24 protein-coding genes are annotated in these 16,565 nt (G+C 71.3%); all 24 read right to left on the reverse strand.

What is annotated here, in order from left to right:
* A partial coding sequence (locus tag ABT093_RS38865; RefSeq protein ID WP_350572210.1) for a hypothetical protein occupies positions 1–344 on the reverse strand: 344 nt, incomplete at its 3' end.
* A 5-nt stretch (positions 345–349) separates the two neighbouring features.
* Positions 350–787: a hypothetical protein gene (locus ABT093_RS38870; RefSeq protein WP_350572211.1), complete on the reverse strand. Its 438-nt coding sequence runs from the start codon at positions 785–787 to the stop codon at positions 350–352.
* Positions 788–799: 12 nt separating this feature from the next.
* Positions 800–1,237 carry a TadE/TadG family type IV pilus assembly protein gene (locus ABT093_RS38875; RefSeq protein ID WP_350572212.1) on the reverse strand — a complete coding sequence of 146 codons (438 nt, stop codon included), beginning with the start codon at positions 1,235–1,237 and terminating at the stop codon, positions 800–802.
* Positions 1,234–1,581 (reverse strand): TadE/TadG family type IV pilus assembly protein, encoded by a 348-nt coding sequence (locus tag ABT093_RS38880; protein WP_350572213.1) that lies wholly within the window; start codon positions 1,579–1,581, stop codon positions 1,234–1,236. Before ABT093_RS38880 ends, ABT093_RS38875 begins: the two co-directional genes overlap by 4 nt.
* 71 nt (positions 1,582–1,652) lie before the next feature.
* On the reverse strand, positions 1,653–1,850 hold the full coding sequence (locus tag ABT093_RS38885) for a hypothetical protein (RefSeq protein WP_350572214.1): 198 nt from the start codon (positions 1,848–1,850) through the stop codon (positions 1,653–1,655).
* A 27-nt stretch (positions 1,851–1,877) separates the two neighbouring features.
* Positions 1,878–2,777, reverse strand: a complete 900-nt coding sequence (locus ABT093_RS38890; RefSeq protein WP_350572215.1) for a type II secretion system F family protein — start codon at positions 2,775–2,777, stop codon at positions 1,878–1,880.
* The gene (locus tag ABT093_RS38895) at positions 2,774–3,703 is read right to left on the reverse strand and encodes a type II secretion system F family protein (RefSeq protein WP_350572216.1); all 930 of its coding nucleotides are present in this window, start codon (positions 3,701–3,703) and stop codon (positions 2,774–2,776) included. Before ABT093_RS38895 ends, ABT093_RS38890 begins: the two co-directional genes overlap by 4 nt.
* Positions 3,700–5,262 carry a TadA family conjugal transfer-associated ATPase gene (locus ABT093_RS38900; protein ID WP_350572217.1) on the reverse strand — a complete coding sequence of 521 codons (1,563 nt, stop codon included), beginning with the start codon at positions 5,260–5,262 and terminating at the stop codon, positions 3,700–3,702. Before ABT093_RS38900 ends, ABT093_RS38895 begins: the two co-directional genes overlap by 4 nt.
* Entirely contained in the window at positions 5,259–6,080 is an 822-nt protein-coding gene (locus ABT093_RS38905) for a CpaE/TadZ family protein (protein WP_350572218.1), read from the reverse strand. Before ABT093_RS38905 ends, ABT093_RS38900 begins: the two co-directional genes overlap by 4 nt.
* Positions 6,080–6,709 carry an SAF domain-containing protein gene (locus tag ABT093_RS38910; RefSeq protein WP_350572219.1) on the reverse strand — a complete coding sequence of 210 codons (630 nt, stop codon included), beginning with the start codon at positions 6,707–6,709 and terminating at the stop codon, positions 6,080–6,082. Before ABT093_RS38910 ends, ABT093_RS38905 begins: the two co-directional genes overlap by 1 nt.
* A gap of 88 nt (positions 6,710–6,797) precedes the next feature.
* Complete coding sequence (locus ABT093_RS38915; RefSeq protein WP_350572220.1) at positions 6,798–7,712, reverse strand: ATP-binding protein; 915 nt, start codon at positions 7,710–7,712, stop codon at positions 6,798–6,800.
* A gap of 32 nt (positions 7,713–7,744) precedes the next feature.
* On the reverse strand, positions 7,745–8,320 hold the full coding sequence (locus ABT093_RS38920; RefSeq protein ID WP_350572221.1) for a hypothetical protein: 576 nt from the start codon (positions 8,318–8,320) through the stop codon (positions 7,745–7,747).
* Positions 8,321–8,565: 245 nt separating this feature from the next.
* Positions 8,566–9,027, reverse strand: coding sequence for a helix-turn-helix domain-containing protein (locus ABT093_RS38925; protein WP_350572222.1), 462 nt, complete (start codon positions 9,025–9,027; stop codon positions 8,566–8,568).
* A 489-nt stretch (positions 9,028–9,516) separates the two neighbouring features.
* Positions 9,517–9,876: a hypothetical protein gene (locus ABT093_RS38930; RefSeq protein WP_350572223.1), complete on the reverse strand. Its 360-nt coding sequence runs from the start codon at positions 9,874–9,876 to the stop codon at positions 9,517–9,519.
* Complete coding sequence (locus tag ABT093_RS38935) at positions 9,863–10,903, reverse strand: hypothetical protein (protein WP_350572224.1); 1,041 nt, start codon at positions 10,901–10,903, stop codon at positions 9,863–9,865. Before ABT093_RS38935 ends, ABT093_RS38930 begins: the two co-directional genes overlap by 14 nt.
* Positions 10,900–11,622 carry an HNH endonuclease family protein gene (locus tag ABT093_RS38940; protein WP_350572225.1) on the reverse strand — a complete coding sequence of 241 codons (723 nt, stop codon included), beginning with the start codon at positions 11,620–11,622 and terminating at the stop codon, positions 10,900–10,902. Before ABT093_RS38940 ends, ABT093_RS38935 begins: the two co-directional genes overlap by 4 nt.
* Positions 11,623–11,755: 133 nt before the next feature.
* Positions 11,756–12,739, reverse strand: a complete 984-nt coding sequence (locus ABT093_RS38945) for a hypothetical protein (RefSeq protein ID WP_350572226.1) — start codon at positions 12,737–12,739, stop codon at positions 11,756–11,758.
* Between the two features lie 75 nt (positions 12,740–12,814).
* Positions 12,815–13,222, reverse strand: coding sequence for a hypothetical protein (locus tag ABT093_RS38950; RefSeq protein ID WP_350572227.1), 408 nt, complete (start codon positions 13,220–13,222; stop codon positions 12,815–12,817).
* Positions 13,219–13,467 carry a hypothetical protein gene (locus ABT093_RS38955; protein ID WP_350572228.1) on the reverse strand — a complete coding sequence of 83 codons (249 nt, stop codon included), beginning with the start codon at positions 13,465–13,467 and terminating at the stop codon, positions 13,219–13,221. Before ABT093_RS38955 ends, ABT093_RS38950 begins: the two co-directional genes overlap by 4 nt.
* Before the next feature lie 60 nt (positions 13,468–13,527).
* Entirely contained in the window at positions 13,528–14,037 is a 510-nt protein-coding gene (locus tag ABT093_RS38960; RefSeq protein ID WP_350572229.1) for a hypothetical protein, read from the reverse strand.
* Positions 14,034–14,282 (reverse strand): hypothetical protein, encoded by a 249-nt coding sequence (locus tag ABT093_RS38965; RefSeq protein ID WP_350572230.1) that lies wholly within the window; start codon positions 14,280–14,282, stop codon positions 14,034–14,036. Before ABT093_RS38965 ends, ABT093_RS38960 begins: the two co-directional genes overlap by 4 nt.
* A complete protein-coding gene (locus ABT093_RS38970; protein WP_350572231.1) occupies positions 14,279–14,764 on the reverse strand; it encodes a hypothetical protein in 486 nt (161 codons plus the stop codon). The genes ABT093_RS38965 and ABT093_RS38970 overlap by 4 nt, the downstream gene beginning before the upstream one ends.
* Positions 14,765–14,842: 78 nt before the next feature.
* Entirely contained in the window at positions 14,843–15,979 is a 1,137-nt protein-coding gene (locus ABT093_RS38975; RefSeq protein WP_350572232.1) for an AcrVA2 family anti-CRISPR protein, read from the reverse strand.
* A 173-nt stretch (positions 15,980–16,152) separates the two neighbouring features.
* The coding region (locus ABT093_RS38980; protein ID WP_350572233.1) for a hypothetical protein at positions 16,153–16,565 on the reverse strand (413 nt) is incomplete at its 5' end.

A 16,565-nucleotide genomic window follows, 5' to 3' on the forward strand; every position in this document is an offset into this window, starting at 1 on the left:
CGTCCTCGGCGGCCGCCGCCGGGCCGGGGGGGGTGGGGCGGGCAGCCGCGCCGTCTGGGGCGGGGGGGGGCGGGGCGGGGGCGGCGCGGTGCCCCCGTCTCCAGGACGACCGAGATCACGAAGCTGAGGTAGCCGTACCAGCCGATGAGGGTGACGGCGCCCAGGAACAGCTGGCCGGAGTCAGGGCTGGTGAGTGCGGCGGTGATCTCGTCGATGCCCGGGAGGTGGTCGGGCAGGACTCCGATGCCGAGCAGGACGGCGGGCACGCCGGCCAGGAGGGCGATCAGGGTCGCCAGGGCGAAGAGCGCGCGGACGAGCCGGGCTGCGATGCTGCGGTTTCTCATGATCGTCATCCCCGGTAGACGAGATTGGCGCTGCCGTGGCCGGTGACCGTGCCGCTGGCCCCTGCGAGGAACACGGCCCGGTACGAGCCCGTCACGTCCACTTCCAGGGACGCGCCGTCCTCGCTCACGCTCACCGTGCCGCTGACTCCCGCGCGGCTGAGGTAGGTACGCGCGGCGGCGACGGCCGCGTTGCGGTCGACGGTGATGCCGCCGCCGGAGATCGCCTTGCCCGCGTCGACGGCCTGCCCGCCGGCCCGTGCCGCCTCGTGGGCGACGCCCTCGGCGTGGGTGAGGGCTCGGAGCCTGCCGGCGCCGTCGTAGACCAGGGCGGCCACGAGGAAGAGCGCCACGACGGTGACGAGGACGAACAGGCTCATCGCGCCGCGGTCGCCGCGCAGGGCGCGACGGATCCGGGCGTCGAGAGGGGAGCGGGCGGGAGTCATGCGGTGGTCCTGTCAGCCGCGCTGGCGGTAGGAGTCGATCGACGAGGTAAAGCTGCTGGTCAGAGTCTTGGAGCCGGGCAAGCCCGGCAGTCCGATGTCGGAGAGCCGGACCGTGCATGTCACCGTGGCCGTGGTGGAGGCTGGCTCGCCGATCGCGGCGGAGAACCCGCCCGTGGAGATGGCCACGGACGTGGAGGTGCATTCCAGTCCCTGCTGACCCAGGATGCTGTGCGCCACCTGCGACCCCGCGGTGCTGGCCGAGCCGCCGTTGCGTTCCAGCGAGGCGGCGCGCGCGGCGTTGCGGGCGGCGGTGTCGACCGCGTTGCTGGCGGACCCGATCCGGCCGAACGCGACGACCAGCAGCAGCACCATGATGAGGACGGGAAACAGGACGACCGCCTCCAGCGACAGCGCGCCGCGGTCGTCCTTGAGCCTTCGGGCGATGGTCACCGGGCCTCCGTGATGCGCTCGGTGGCCGCGTCCGCGTGCTGGTCGATCTTGAGCTTGAGGCCGGGGATCATCGTGTCGACGTAGCCGGTGACCCGGATCCGCACCGTTGCCCCCTTGCTGCCGCTGACCGACAGGCCGGAGATGCTGCCGCCAGCCCGGGAAAGGAAGTCGCGGGCCTCGGCGGTACCGGTGCCGGCCGACGCGCCGCGGACGCGGGCCGACTCCACGCCCAGCTGGGCGGCCGACATCGCCACATCGCGGGCGTGCCACCACAGCCCGACGTGCACGACCAGCAGGATCGCCAGGAGCACGCCGGGGAAGACGATGAGCATCTCGAGGGACACGGCTCCGCGGTCCCGCGCGCCGCGCTCGGCGAGCGCGCGGGACCAACGGCCGACAGCCCTGCGGAGGCGTGTCACTTGATCTCTTTCGCCTTCTCGTTGACCTTGGTGAGGATGACGCCGGCGGCGATAGCGGCGACGACCACGAGGCCCGCCACGATCATCATCGTCTCGATGGATATGGCGCCGCGGTCGTCGCGAGCGTTGCGCAGCCGGTCGACCTGGGCCCCGAAGAAGGCCTTCAGGAATGCGAAGTTGGGGTCAGTTCCCATCGTGAATTTCCTTTTCTTGTAAGAGAGTTAGCTGGCCATGATCCGCGAGAGCGCGGGATAGCCGATGTAGACGGTCATGATCAGGACGAGCATCGCGACGGGCATGACCATCTTTTCGCTGGCCATGTTCGCCTGGGCTTTCGCGGAGGTGACCAGGGCGCCGGAGAGCGACTTGGCCTGCGCGCCGAGGGTGTCACCGACGGCCGCGCCCTCCTCGCCGGCGATCGCGATGATGTCGGCAGGTGCGCCGAGTTCGGGGACGTCGAGCTCGATGGACAGGCGCTTGAGGCCCTCCCAAGGGCTGATGCCTTCGAGCTCGGCGCGGGTGATGGTGTCGCGGATCTTCGCGAAGACCCACCCCTCGCCGACCTCGGCGGCCTTCTTCAGCGCCTGGGTGGGGGCCGCGTCCGCGGCACGCTCCAGCTGGACCAGACGCAGGTAGGCCTTGACCGCGTGCCGGAAGTCCTCCTTCGCCTCCACCGCCTGCTGCTTGAGCTGGAGGTCGGGCAGGAGCCAGAAGACGACCGCGAGGCCGAGGCCGGCGATCGCCGGAACCGCGAAGGGGAACGGGTAGCCGGCCAGGTTCGCCAAGCTCACCGCCAGGACGGGCAGCAGCAGTCCGTACAGAGCGAGGCCGATCTTGCGGCCCAGGTGGGCTGCGGGGGAGCGTCCCACCAGTTCCAGCTGCTGGCGGGGCAGGCGCAGGGTGCCTTCCCCGACGGTGCGCAGCAGGAGCGCGCCGGCCTTCTCCATGAGGGTGTTGGGCTGGCTGGTGCGGTTGCGGTCCAGGTTCTCCAGCCGGGTGGCGTCCATCCGGGACAGGACGTCGCCGAGGTCGGGCCGGCCGGGCAGGATGCCGCGCGCGGCGATCACCAGGCCCAGGCCGGCGACGGCGCCGCCGACGACGGCGTACGGGGAGAAGATCACGGTGCCTCCTCGGTGATCTGGCCGCCGGAACGGTCGGCCGGAGACAGGAACCGGGGCGCGGGCTCGAGGATCGCCATGCGACGCATCCAGATCTTGACCAGAACGAAGGCGACGGTGACGAAGGCGAGGACCAACTGCCCGGTGAGGGTGTTGTAGGGCTCGACGTAAGTGCCGGAGAACGCGGTGATACCGAAGATCGCCAAGCAGAAGATCGTCACCCAGCGGTCGTTGGTGCGGGGCTTCTGCCGGTCGGCTTCGACTTCACGGCGCGCGAGGACTTCGTGCTGAAGAGCGTCGGCGAGCTCGCGCATGGCCTTGCTCAGGCCGCTGCCCCGGTCCTCGACGTGCAGGATCAGCAGGGCGGCGACCTCGTCGACCATCGAGTCGTTGAGGTCGTCGGCGAAGGCCCGGTAGGCGTCCTGAGGAACCCAACCGGCCTGCTGCCGCGAGACGAGGAGCTGTACCTCCTCGCGGATCGCCTTCGGGACGGTCTCCAGACTGCGCTGGATGGTGGCCTCCAGGCTCACGCCGACTGTGTGGATGTCGGACATGCGCCGCACCCACTCCTCGATCGCTTCGAGCTTGTCGATCTGCGACTTGCCGCTGCCGGAGGTGTTCAACAGCCACGGCAGACCGAGCACAACAGCGACGGTGATGAGCCCGCCGGTCAGCCAGCTGGTGAACAGCCACACGCCCAGGCCCGCCACAACGGCGCCGGCCATCCGGGCCTGGCCGCGCGCCCACCAGGAGGTGGGCGTGCGGGCGTCCTTGACGAAAAGGGCGCGAACCTTGCGCTCCAGGCGGCTGCGGCGGCGCACCGTGGCCGACGGGGCCCAGCCGACGCCCCCGGCCACGGCCAGGACGAGACCGCCGACGGCGGCGAGACCGCCGAACGCGGCGAGCAGGGAACTGAGGGTGAGCGTCACAGCGGCACCACCGTCTCCAGCGGCGCGCCCCAGCTTCCCCAAGGCCGCTGCAGGACGCTGCGGTCCAGCCCGGCCCGCACCAGGTCATCCAGGCAGGCCTGGGAGATGTTGCCGTGCGGCACGGCCCGCGGCTCGCGTCGTCCGTCCTGCTCGCGCGGGGCGAAGACCATCTGGTGGCTCGGGCGGCCGCCCTCACCGATGCCGGTGATCTCCATGACGTGGGACACGAAGCGGTGCTTGCGTCCGTGCCGGCCGTCAGGTCCGACGAGTTCGGTCTCGTCGACCAAGCGCACGTACACGACGAGGTCCACGGCCTGGGCGATGAGCCGGTAGGCCAGGGCCTCGGTCATGCCGATGCCGGCCTCCAGACACAGGGTGGCCAGACGCTCGATCGACAGCTGCGGGCTGCGGGCGTGGAGCGTGGCCATCGACCCGCCCTCGCCCTCGTTCATCGCGTGCAGCATCGGCACGACTTCCTTGGAGCGGACCTCGCCGACGATCACGCGCCGCAGCGACATACGCAGCAGCTGCGGGAACAGGTCGGACAGGGTCAGCTCGCCCTGGAGCTTGCCGTCCGGACCGCGCTCGCCGTTGGACTCGCGTCCTTCGTAGGCGACGACTTCCGGGCCATCAGGGTCCTCGTGGAGGTAGAGCTCGTACTCCGACTCCAGGGTGCCCACACGCTCCTTGCTCGGGATCTCCCGGGCCATGGCCCGCAGCAGAGACGTTTTTCCAACACCCTGCGATCCGACCACGATGATGTTCTTACGCCCCCTGACCGCAGCCTTCAGGAAGTGCGCGAGCGAGGCGTCGATCGTGCCCCAGCGCACCAGGTCGTCCAGGCCCTGGCCGCGGGTACGGTGGCGGCGGATGACGATGCTCGGCCGCGGCGTGACGTACGCCGAGGCCGCCAGACGGGAGCCGTCGGCCAGCCGGAGGTTCAGGTTCGGCGTGGCGGGCGTCAACGCTCGCTCGCCCTGTCCTTGCATCCGGGCAAGGTGGTTAATGAGGCTGATCAGATCCCGGTCGCTCTTCGCGATCGGATCCCATGTCCGCGTCGGACGGTCGGCGTAGTCCACGCGGACCTTGTCGCCGTAGATGATGATGTTCTCGACGTGCGCGTCGTCCAGCAGCGGCTGAAGACGGCCGGCGCGAAACAGCTCGTCGAACACGGCCTCGCGGACAGCGCGCTCCTGCTGGGGCGTCAGGTCCTGGCCGCTGGCCGCGTACTTCGTCGCCCACTCCGAGACGACCTGCACGATGATCGACTGACCGCGCTGCCGACGGTCCTCCTCGCTCATGGAGGCATCGGCGCCCGCAGCCTCGCCGATCTTCATACTGGCGCGGGAACGCAGCTCAGCCAGCACCTCGTGACCGACCGGCAGCGTGGCCGGGGCCGAGGTGTCGTGAACAGGGACGACGCTCTTGGGCAGGCTGGCCGGGGACACCTGGGCGGGAACCGGTCGGAGGACCGGCGCACCCTGTGCGGGCTGCTCGCCGAGGGCCTGGGCGAAGAGGGCGTCGAGGCTGGCCGGGGACTCCGGCCTGGTGTCGGTCATGATGCCCTCCCGGCAACCGTCGGCAGCGCGGCCGGATGCAGCTGGACGCGCCGCCGGGTCACCAGCTCGTTGATCGTTTGGTGGGCTGTCCGGGCAGAGCGCAACAGCGACTTCGGCAGCTTCTTGTAGGCCCCGTGGGTGAGAACGTCGGCGCTGTCGGCGTCCCACGCGAGCATGCCGACCACGGGGGCCTGCAGATACTGCTGGACCTGGCTGGAATTGAAGGAGCCCTCCTCGATCAGCAGCAGGCCGAGCGCGTCGGAGCCCGTTCCGTGATGCGCCAGTTCCTCCCGCAGGACCCGCATGGCCGGCGCCGCCGCCGCGATGGAGGCCTGCGTGGTGCGCACCACCATGAGCACGGCGTCGGCGCGGTGGAGCAGCGGCGTCGGGTAGCGGGTCGTGGACAGCCGGGTCTCGGACTCGGTCAGGATGCGGCCGGCGTCGATGATCACGTCGTGGCCGGTCTGGTCCATCACGCCGAGCAGCCGGGAGATCGGCTCCCAGGTGCGGCTGAGCGAGGCGGCCTGGGTGGGGTCGGTCAGGCCCGGCAGGAGCAGGCGCTGGCCGGTGTTGTCGCGGTCCAGGCTCACGAAGTGCTGGCTGAACTCGCGGGCGAGCGTGCCCTGCCGGTCCGCGGCCGCCAGACGGTGCAGACCGGTGGAGGCGTTGCCTTCTCCGCCGAGGTAGCCAGCCCGGATCGTGCCGCCGGCCGGGTCGGCCTCCACCAGCAGGGAGGGCTTCGGCGAGGACAGGGCGAGGGCGAGCGCGGAGCAGGTGACACCGGAGGACTTGCCGGAGACCAGCGCGATGACCGACATCAGCTGGCCGCCTTCAGCACGATGGTCACCGCGCCCCGGGCAGTCCAGGTGGCCAGCGACGGGCTGTCCGTCCCGGTGACGGCCACGTCCACGACGACCGCCCCGTTCGCGTCGGGGGAGGACAGGCCGACGACGACGGCGCTGATGCTGTCGGGGGCCTTCTGCGTACCACCTGACTTCGCCGCGTCGGCGTTGTCCTGCGGGGTGTAAACGAGGGTGACCGCGTCGCCGGTGCGCAGTCGCTGCGCCGGGAGCTGCCCGGGCTTGGCCAGGATGCCCACGGTGTCGCGGCCCTTGGCAACCGGTGTGCCCTCATGTACGGACGCGTCGGTGATGAGGCTTCCCTTGGGCAGGTCGGCGGCCGCGGTCTTGCCGACGATGTCGCTGCTGCGGCTGACCGGCACCGGCGCGAGCGCGGCGTCGGGTGCGATCTGTGCCACGACCAGGTCGGTCTTCTTGACGGTCTCGCCGGCCTTGACGTCGTGGGCGAGCGCGATCACCGGCACGCGGTTGCCGGCTTCGTCGACCTGCCATACGGCGAGGAGCGCGCCGACGGCGGCCAGGGCCAGTCCGGCGCCGACTACTACGGGCCGGCGACGGCGCCGAGGCGCGTCCTGGGTGATCGGCACGGGACCCGCAGGGGGCGTAGCCGTTGAGTCGGTTCCCTTGGGCTTTCGCGGTGAGAGGGTCGTCGCCATCGTCTCGTGGTTCCTCGTGCTAGTTGACGACCTGGAGCTCGCCGATGCGGGCCGTGGTCGCAGAGTTGCGGGTGGTGTCCGGGAGCGTGCCGGTCTCGCCGTTGGTGGCGGTCCAGTCCACGGCCCAGGTGCTGGTGGCCGTGACGGTGTACTCGCCGACCTTGGTGTAGCGGTGACCGCAGTCCGGGGAGTCGGTGTCGCCGAAGCTCTTCTCGTACGGCGTCCCGGGCTTGGTGCAGGTCACCGTGGTGCCGTCGCCCATTGCCCAGGCGATGCTCTTCACCTTGGCCGTCACCGTGACCGACAGGCCGCCGGCGGAGACCGTCATGGTCTGCGGACCCCACGTCTGCGGGGACTGCGCGGTCCACAGCCACACCGGAAGGCCGACCAGGCCCTTCGCGCCGGCCGGAGGCGCGGAGCCGATCTTCGCTCCGTCCAGCCGCATCCGCTCGAACGCCTGCTGGGCGAGTTCGGCGGCTGACGGTCCGGTGTCGAGTGGGTTGGTCTCGTGCCACTGCACGAAGCCGCCGTTCTGCCCGTTGGGCAGCCCGTGCGTCTGGGACAGGCAGGCGTAGTAGTAGATCGCGCCCGTGGTGTGCCCCTGCCACACCGGATCCGACTTGGGCGGCTGAGGGTTGGCCAACCCGATGTAGCACATCTTGGACTCGTCGAGCGTTCCGATGCCGTCGATGTGGCACGGCCACTGGCCGTAGCTGGTGGCACCGGTCGCGCACGTCTTCTTCGACGAGCCGCCTCCGCCTCCGCCGCCGCCGCCGCCTCCACCGCCACCGGTGCCCGGCTTCCCGTTGCCGCCGGGTATCTCGACACCGCCGCAGACCCAGTCGTTGTCGCAGTGACCGACGTCCGTGCCGCCCCCGCCTCCGCCGTCGGCACTGGCGGGCGTCGCCAGCACCAGCAGGCTCAGGAGCGCCACGAGAGCAGTGAGGAGCGCCGCAGCGCGTCGTCTCAGCACGTGCGGTCCTGACGAGTCAGCTCGACGATCTTCCACTCGTCGCCGACGGTGCGTGCCGAGGCGCTGACGACGAAGCGCGTCAGGCGGTTCTTCGGCAGCTCCAGCTCCTTGCCAGTCTTGGCGTCCACGAGCGTCCACTTGGACACGTCCACGCAGTCGGTGATGGTGGCCTTCTTAGGCGACTCGTCGAGGCTGACCGCGGTGACGTCGGGCTTGATCTGCGGGGCGCCGCGCATCGCGCTGCCCTTGATCTTCATGTTCGCCACGTCCGCGAGGACCTTGGAGTAGGCCTGATCGAAGCTGTACTTCTCCAGGCCGGTGTCGCGGACGTCGACCTTCTCGAACGCCTTGGCCTGAGCATCCCAGTAGCTTCGGTAGCTCTGCTCGACCGCCTTCTTCGCCTCGGCCTGCGGATCCGCCGTGGGGGACTGAGACGGGCTCGAGGTGGCCGCCGGCTTCGCCGGCGTCCCCTCGCTGCAGGCGGTCAGCACAGAGGCCGTGGCGGTGACCATCGCGACGGCCAGGCCAGCAGTACGTATTCGAGTCCTGGTGGTGAATGTCACTGGCATATCCCCGTGTGTGAGTCGCGGTCAGTCGATGGATGGCATGGGTGCCCGGGGCCCTTCGGGGCTCGGGAAGGTAAGACGGTGAGGGCTGGGGAGGCTACGTGGCGGCGCTGCCGAACGGCCCCCGAATTTCTGCAGGCAGCACCCGTAATGGATGCCAAAGGCAGCGGCCGTGGCGCTCCGCATTGGAGCGGGTGATCAAATGGATAAGGAGCCTAGATTGCCTGCTGCGAAGGCGTCACATGCTTTTAGCGACGGCCGTGCGGCCGTCGGCTGCCGGTGGCGGCGTCCAACGAGCGCAACAACTGCTCGACCGTGACCTTCAGCAGCTCGGCGGCCAGCCGGAACTTGGACTCGTCGAGCGAGGAAAGGCCCCGCTCGATCCGCGACCACCGGGCCTGGGCGATGCCCAACCGATGCGCCAGCGCGCGCTGGCTCCAGCCGGCCAACAGCCGCAATCTCTGCACATCGTCCGGCCTGCTGGTCGACAAGAGCGCATCCAGCGGCACTCTCAGGCTGTCGGCGAGGGCCTGGGCCGTCAGCAACTGGGGCTTTCGTCGGCCCTGTTCGTACAGGCAGATGTGAGTGCCGGCCACCCGCGCGCCGCGCGTGCGGGCCATGGCCGCCAGGTCGTCCTGCGACAGAGAGGCCGTGGTGCGCAGTCGGCGCAGGGCGGCGGCGCTGAAGGCTGATACTCCGCGGTTCGCCACCTGGCTCCGTCTCGACGGGGACTTCGCGGTGCTCCTCGCCGGGCGGGCTGGTCTCGCCCCTGCGGGACGCCGTCAGCGAGAGGGCGGGCGCGTACTGCCCGGCCGCCAAGTACGTCCGCACCTCTTCGGATTGGCTTGCGCCCCGAATCTGATAGGGAGTCAGCATTCCATTGAAATGCACACGACCCCCCTCCCCGCGACCGCACGTACGTGTGCGGATAGTGCTCGCCCCGTGACTGAATCTGACCGGTAACTTATACGAATCTTGCACGGCCTTTTCCGGCCGTCAAGATCTATTCTGGCGATGATCTTGCACTTTGCGGCTTATGCCCGATCTGTCCTGGCGTGGCGCTGACCTGGCCATCTGGTCGGCGGCGGTCGGTGGAGCACCCGTCGGCCCCGTACTTTCGGCCATGCCGAAGGGCCCACCCGGTTGCCGGTCAAGACACGGAGCGCCGCCCAGGCGTCCCGTGCCGCCTGTGTCGGAGATCACGACTCCTCTTCCGGGCCCGGGGGCTCCCCGGCGGACTTCGAGCGCGAGCTCAGCCGGCCCGGAAGGGCGACACGGCCGAGCGCGAGCAGCGCCAGGAAGCCGACGAACAGGCGGTAGAGCGTGACCAGTCCGGACACCAGGCCGCCCAGGAGGGCGAGCAGCAACACCGGTCGGCCCCAGGGGCTCGGGAGGTAGGGAGCCGTCACCACCGTCCCCAGCAGGCTGACCGTCAACACCGCCCACACCACGCCCCGGCCGAACGATGCCGCGGCCAGGCGTGCCCGCTCGGCCGTCAGCGGGTCCCGCGCACCCTCGCGCGTGGCCTGGGGCGCGGCCCACCGCTCACCGGCCCTCATGGCGCTCCTCCTCGGTCTGAGCTGTCGTGTCGGCCGTGCGTGCGACGGCGTGCTGGGCGTCCCGCAGGCCGGCGGCCAGCTCGTCCAGCCCGGCGGAGAGTTCGTCGAGGAGCTGCGCCGGTACGGCGTCCTCGACGAGCCGCGACCGACGGCTGCCGAGGTAGGCACCCGGTGCCTCGGCTCCTCGGTCTGATTCGTCGAGGTCCGCCAGCCGGTGCTCCAGGCGCTCCTGCTCGCCCAGGGCTGCGGCTGCCGCCATGCCCAACCGCCCGTAGGCGGCCTCATACTCCTGGACGACGTCGAGACCGGCTCCGTCCTCGCCGGCGGCCAGCACCAGGCCGGCGGCGTCCCACAGGAACCGGTGTCCGGCCTCGGCCGCGCGTCGAAGCTCGGCCACTCCTGACGCCGTTGCCGCCGCGGCCACCTCCTGCTGCAGGGCCAGGAGTCGGTGGATGCGCCCCGCCCACGGGGCGGTGGCATCCACGACCCGCACGTGGCGACGGGTGACGATCGCGGCAAGGCCCGGCCCGCCCCACGCCAGCGCGACGCCGGCCGCCACGGCCGCGGTCAGGGCTGCTCCCGCGGACAGGTGCTCACCCCACGCCGGGGTCAGCAGCAGGACCGCGGCCACGACCACGGCCAGGCGCCCCACGCTCACCGCGGCCGGCAGCTCGGCGCCGCCGATCCTCCGCAGGAACGGTGCCGGCTGCCGCCCCCACACCGTGCGGACGAGAAGCGACTTCCACCGCGCCTGCACGGCGGGGGCGAGCACCCCGACCTCCGCGGGGAAGGCGTCCTCGAACCTCGCCTCCGAATCCAGCGGGTACCCCCACCGGACCCAGCCCCACTCCGTGCGCTCCACCGGCCGCACCGCGCCGACGGCGGACTCGAAGGCCGCGGCGCCGGCGCGGCTCTCGCCCGACGCGGCGAGGTGGTACTGCAGGGCGTGAACCGTTTCGCGGTGCCAGCGGTCCACGTCCCCGCCGTAGGGGAGCGGCCTGAGCGGGTCCCCGAACTCGCCTATCACTTGGACGCCCCCTCACCCGGCAGTGCCGGCCCGGGGCAGCTGTCCAGCACGCGGCGCAGCGCCTCCTTCTCCGGCGGGGTCACCCAGAGCTTGTACTTCACCTTCACCGCGATCTGGCGCTGCGCGTAGCCGCAGCGGATCGGCTTGTTCGGCGGAAGCCAGGTGGCCGCATCTCCGTCCCCCTTCGCCCCGTTCGTCGGGCCGTCGACCGCCACCAGGTTGAGCGGGTCGCGCGCGAGGCTGAGCCGCTCGGCCGCACTCAGCTGCTGCGCGCCGGTCTGCCAGCTGAGGCTCAGGGGAACGACGTGGTCGATCTGCACGGCCAACGACGTCTTGACGCCGCGGGTGAAGGAGATCGTGCGCGCGGTGTACGGGTCGTGGAGCACCCCGGAAACGACGGTGCACGGCCCCTTTCGCACGACGTCGGTCAGATCGCGGGCGAGGATGTCGTCGCGGGTCGAGCAGCCGGCATGGCTTCCCGGCGCGGTGCTGTCGCCGCTCCAGGCCGGACCGAACTGGTCGCGGCTGTATCCGGTTTGAGGAGCTCTCCCCTTCACCGGGAGTCGGTCGAGCTCCTGGAGAGCGGCGGTGGCCGACCTCGTGGGCCCGGCCGCGGCCTCGGGGGCCGACTTCGCGATGTCGAAGGGGGTGCAGGCGGCGAGCGTGGCCGCCGAAGCGAGGGCGGCGCCGATGGCCGCGGCGCGAAGAGGGTGGGGCATGGAGTGGTGCTCCTGACTGGTCGGAGGTGCGCGTCATCCCATAGAGGTGCCGCGCGGGGTATCCGTGTGACCACTCCCGCCCCACCGGTGTCGAGAAGTTCGGCGCGCCCCGCTCCTGGGCCGCGCCTCGCCGTCAGCCGAGCGTGCCGCTGAAGGTGATCCGGTCGCCTCGGTCGAGGGCCTCGACCGTGACCGGGCCGGGGACGGCGGAGGAGGGGAGGGTGAACCGCACGGTGACGGTGGCCGAGCGCGAGGGCGCGATCGGGGCGTCGGGGTAGTTCAGGCTCGGGGTGACGGTCGCTGCGTCGGTCAGGCCGGCGCCGGTCATCACCCGCAGGGTGATCCCCAGACCCGGGCGCGGCCCGGAATCGTCGTTGGTGACGGTGAGGTCGGCCGTTGCCGTCCGCTTGCCGCCGACATCCGGCCCGAGCGTGATCGGGGAGATCCGCAGTCCTGCCGGCGACCAGGCCCCGAAGGGGAGAAGAGGGCCAGCCGATGCCGACGTCGTGCCGGTGGGTTCGGGAGAGCCGGACGCCGAGGTGGCGTTCCCGGGAAGGGTGCCCTCGAAGAAGAGGTCGTCCGCCTCCGCCATCCCCTCTTGGGTGGCCTCGGCGGTGACGGTGACCCGCTGGCCCAGGCCCTGCGGGGGAACGGCCACCCCTATCTCGGCGGTGAAGGTGGCGCCCGGCGCGACCTTCGTCGCAGCGTCGTGCGCGGGGAGCCCGGAGAGGGTCTGGTCCTTGACCGGGACGGCCTGGCGCCCCAGCGGGCCGTAGCGCACGGTGAGCGCGGTGTCCGGCAGCAGGGCGATCCGGTCGCTGGTGTTGGTGAACTTCGCCGTGGTGCGAAGGACGGCCCAGCCGGCCGGCACCTCGCTGGAGGAGGAGTTGGCTTCCTGGAACGGGGCCAACGCCAGGGTCCAGCCCTGCGCTGCGACGGGGACGGCCTGCCCCAGCTCGGTAATCCCGGACGGCAGCCCGGCCGGCGTGGCGCCGAGGGTGGCCGACGCGGACGCCGGGCCGGGAGCAGACGGCCCCGACGTGGACCCGGCGCACCCCGCCGACAGCGCCGCGACGGCCATCACGACTACGGCGGCCCATCCCCGTGTGCTGCGCATGATTCTTCCCCTCGGTCATGGAGCGCGATCGCGCTCCTGAACGGGGATCATGCCAAAACAGCCGGCGGTCGAACCTCAGCGATGCCGGTCGGCGGGCGCACCGGACAGCACAAGCCCACGACGTGCGCCCGTTGCTCCGTGTGTTGCCTCGGGTTCGCGGGGTCCGGGCCCGGCGGGCTGTCCGGTGCCCTCGTGGACCCGGGCGACGGCAACCAGCCCCTCGCGGAAGACCCGCTGGTTCCTGGAATGGAGGGCTTCCGCCTCGACCAGGCGACCGAACAGGAGGTCGGCGCTGATCAGGCCCAGACGGTACGACTCGTCGGCGTACTCCACTGCCGCATCGGCTGCGGCACGGGACAGCTCGGCCGCGCGGTACGCCCACGCCTCGACGGCCTCCCCGTCGTCGGTGTCCGGGAGACGGGCTACGTGTTCGGCGAACGCCTGGGCAGCGGCGAACGCCAGGGAGAACGGCTTGAGGGTCACGCCTGCGCCTCCGTTCCGGGGTACTCGCTGCTGAGCGCGGCGGTGCGTCGGCGGTGTTGCTCGGCGGTGATGAGCCCGGCCTCAAGCTGCGCGTCGAACAGGGTGCGCGCGGCGGTCTGTGCCTCTGCGCGGGCACGTTCGATCGTGGCCGGGTCGCCGCCGAGGAGGGCCAGACGGAAGTCGGCCACCCGGGCGCTGTGTTGCCGAGCCCGCTCGCGCACGGTCTCGCGGTCAATGGTGTTCATGTGCGGTGTTCCTTGCAGGGGTTGGAGGGGTTGGCCGTCTGGCCGTAGCGCGTGGCCGGTTCAGACCTGGCGCAGCGCGGGGTACGAGCCGCCGAGAGGCCTGCTGTAGCCGGCGGGGACGAGGTAGGCGACGTAGCAGCACACGGCGGCGCCGCAGTGGAAGGTGACGTGCAGGCCGTAGGGGACCGCGCCGTTCGCCGCGCTGAGCGGCTCGACCCGGCGGATGAAGGGGTCCTGGCGCGCGGTCAGCACCCCGATCAGGTGCCGCTCGACGGCGGTGAGCGGCGTCTTGCCGACGGCCGGCAGCGCGGAGGCGCGCTGCCTCGGCGGTGGGGCTCCCTGCGGTTCGGCGCGCCCGTCCGGAGGGCGGGCGGACACGATCTGGAGGTAGACCTCGGCGCCGGTGGGGAGGGTCAGCCGCAGTCCGTACCGGCTGTGGGTGCAGCCGGTCTCGGCGAAGGTGGCGACCTGTCCCTGGTTCGTCGTGTTCTCGTCGAGGCAGGTGCGCAGGAGCGACTCGAACTCGGCGGCATACCAGGGCTGGAGAAGGGCCGGGGCCGGGCCGCTCATCGCTCGGTCCGCCGTCCGGCGCACACCGCGTGGTGGTCGGTGACCATTCCGACCAGCGTGGGCAGCACGTCGCCGGACTCTGCGTCGCACAGGTGCTGTCCGCATCCGGTGTGGATCAGTTCGAGGTCGTGCTTGGCGGGGTCGCCGGAGTCGAGCAGCGGGTAGTCGTCCCAGGCGATCGCCGGGGGCAACACGTGTTCGGCCGGGGTGGTCGCCGCCGGGCCGGCGAGGGGCTCGGGGCTCATCGGCGGCTCTTCTCGTACGGCTCCAGCGCGGCGAGCACGGTGACACCGAGGACCTGGTCCCCGGCGCCGGCCAGCCAGTCCTGCACCGAGGTTCCTGCGGGAACCCCGGAGAGCTGCTTGGCGAGGCCCGCGACGCCGACGTGGGGCACCCCGTCAGCGGTGCAGTCGATCTCGTAGGTGCCGACTCCGGGCACGTGGGCGACGAGGTGGCCGTCCGCGCCGTTCCAGTGGGGGTCCTGCCAGAGCTTGAAGACGGCGGTGGGGGCCTGCGCCTGGAGGGCTGCCGCGAGACGGTGTGAACTGCCGAGCGGCATCTCGTGGGCGCCGTAGCACGAGCCGAGCGTCAGTGAGATGGGTTCCGGCTCTTCGGTGTCTCCCCAGTCGAGGCCCAGCTGTTCGTCGGCGATGACCCGGAGCACGGCGTCCTGCTCGTCCTCGTGGACGGCGTAGACGTAGAGCTGGAACGGTGAGCGGTCGGACATGATGCTCTCCTGTCGTGTGAGTGGGTGGTGGGGTCCGTGGCCGGGGCGGTGCCGGTTCAGCGCCGCCCCGGGGGTGGTTCAGGCCGCGAGAACGGTGTCCGGGCGCTGGCGCTTCTTCAGCCCCCGCGACCGGAGCGGGTCGTGGCGCTGCTCGTCCACGGGGACCACGGTGGTGATCGGGTCGGCGTCCTCGGGCAGGAGGTCCAGGCGGACCCAGTAGGGCATCACCCAGCGGGTGGTCTCGCCCTGGCGTGCCTTGCCGATCCGGAACCGGCGGAAGTGGCCGCACCGCTGGTGGGGTGCCTGCTGGACACCGGAGGGGATGCCGTCGCCGTCCAGCACGCGGCCCGTCGCCCGGCGGGCCGCGTGCAAGGCAGGGCCGACGCGCCAGCCGATCTCGACGAAGAACGGGTCACGGTTCTTGTGGACTGCTCGGCGCTTCTTCTTCGACGGCTTGACGACGGGCGGCTCGGCCAGGTCCCGGTTGTCGCAGCAGAGGTAGATCAGGACGCTCAGGGCGGGGCGCAGCAGCTCCTCGAACAGGGCGTACGCGGCGGCCTTGTCGTGGGTCCGGCTCCAGTGGGCCTCGGCCCTCGCGGCGGCGAAGTCCACGGCCTGGGCCACGGTGAACTTCTCCATCCCGGTGGGGATGTTCATCCGTATGTAGGTCTGGCCGCGCACCTCCCAGCTCTCCTCGTCGAGGAGGTCGATCACGAAGAGCAGGCCGAGTCCTTCGATCTCCTCGTCGGTGTAGGTCTGCTGCTCGGGGGCCTGGTTGAAGCCGAAGAGGTAGAAGCCGCGGACCAGGCCGTGCGACTCCTTGTAACGGACTGGCCAGGGCTCGGGCAGGACGACGAGCGGGTTGATGTGCGGGAGCTGGCTGAAGATGTTGCCGGGCAGTGTTTCGGAGGTCGAGCGGTACAGCTCGGCGGCCAGGTGCTGGTTGAGGTCGTAGGTCACCCGGCCCCGCCGGGCCCACATGCGGAAGATTCCCACGTGGCTGGCGACGTCGATCAGGTCGGCCTGCTCGGCGAGCGTCAGGCCGGGCGGCGCGGTGTGCCCGAGGGTGACCGGCCGCCCGGTGGAGAGCTGGTCGAGCTTGGGGGCGAGCCACAGGTGGGTGCCGCGCAGAGCGCTCTCACGTTCGGTCAGCTCTTCGACGAAGACCTCGCTGATGTCGCGGCTCCTGAGCGAGCGGGAGTGTCGGCGGTTCATCTTGGCCATCCCTGTGGTTACGGGCCCTACGGGCCGGGGCGTCCTGGTAGACCGCTGGAAGGCGGTCCACCAGGGGAGGACCGGTGCGGAGTGGCCAGTGGGCTTCGCCGGGCAGATGGCCCGTTCGCACCGAGGATGGCCTAACCATAACGCACATTCGTAGAATTAAGCAATCATGGTGTGGCGGGGATGGGCACCAGGAAGAACTCCTGGCCGCCCTCGACTGCCACGCGGATCGGCCGGTCCGGCAGCGCGCCGAACACCGCCTCCGTCACGGCCTCCGGCGCACTGTCGCCGCTCAGTGCCGGCCCGAGGGCGGAGCGGATGGCCGCCAGGGTGTCCGCCGACAGGGGCGCCTTCAGCGGCGCGGCCTTGGCCTCCGCCGCACAGGCCGCCAGCTCCTCGTCGTCGGCGCTCGCGTCCAGGCCGTGGCGGCGGGCGATGGCGGCCACCGTCGTGGCGAGCGCCGCGCGGTTGTGCCAGCGGCACAACTCGCCGGGGGTTCCCACTGGGTGCAGGTGTCGGGCGGTGCCGATCGAGGTCTTCTCGACGGCGATGTTCGCGCTCGCTGGTCGGCACCTCCCTT

The sequence above is a fragment of the Kitasatospora sp. NPDC002551 genome, assembly GCF_040296005.1.
Lineage (GTDB): Bacteria > Actinomycetota > Actinomycetes > Streptomycetales > Streptomycetaceae > Kitasatospora.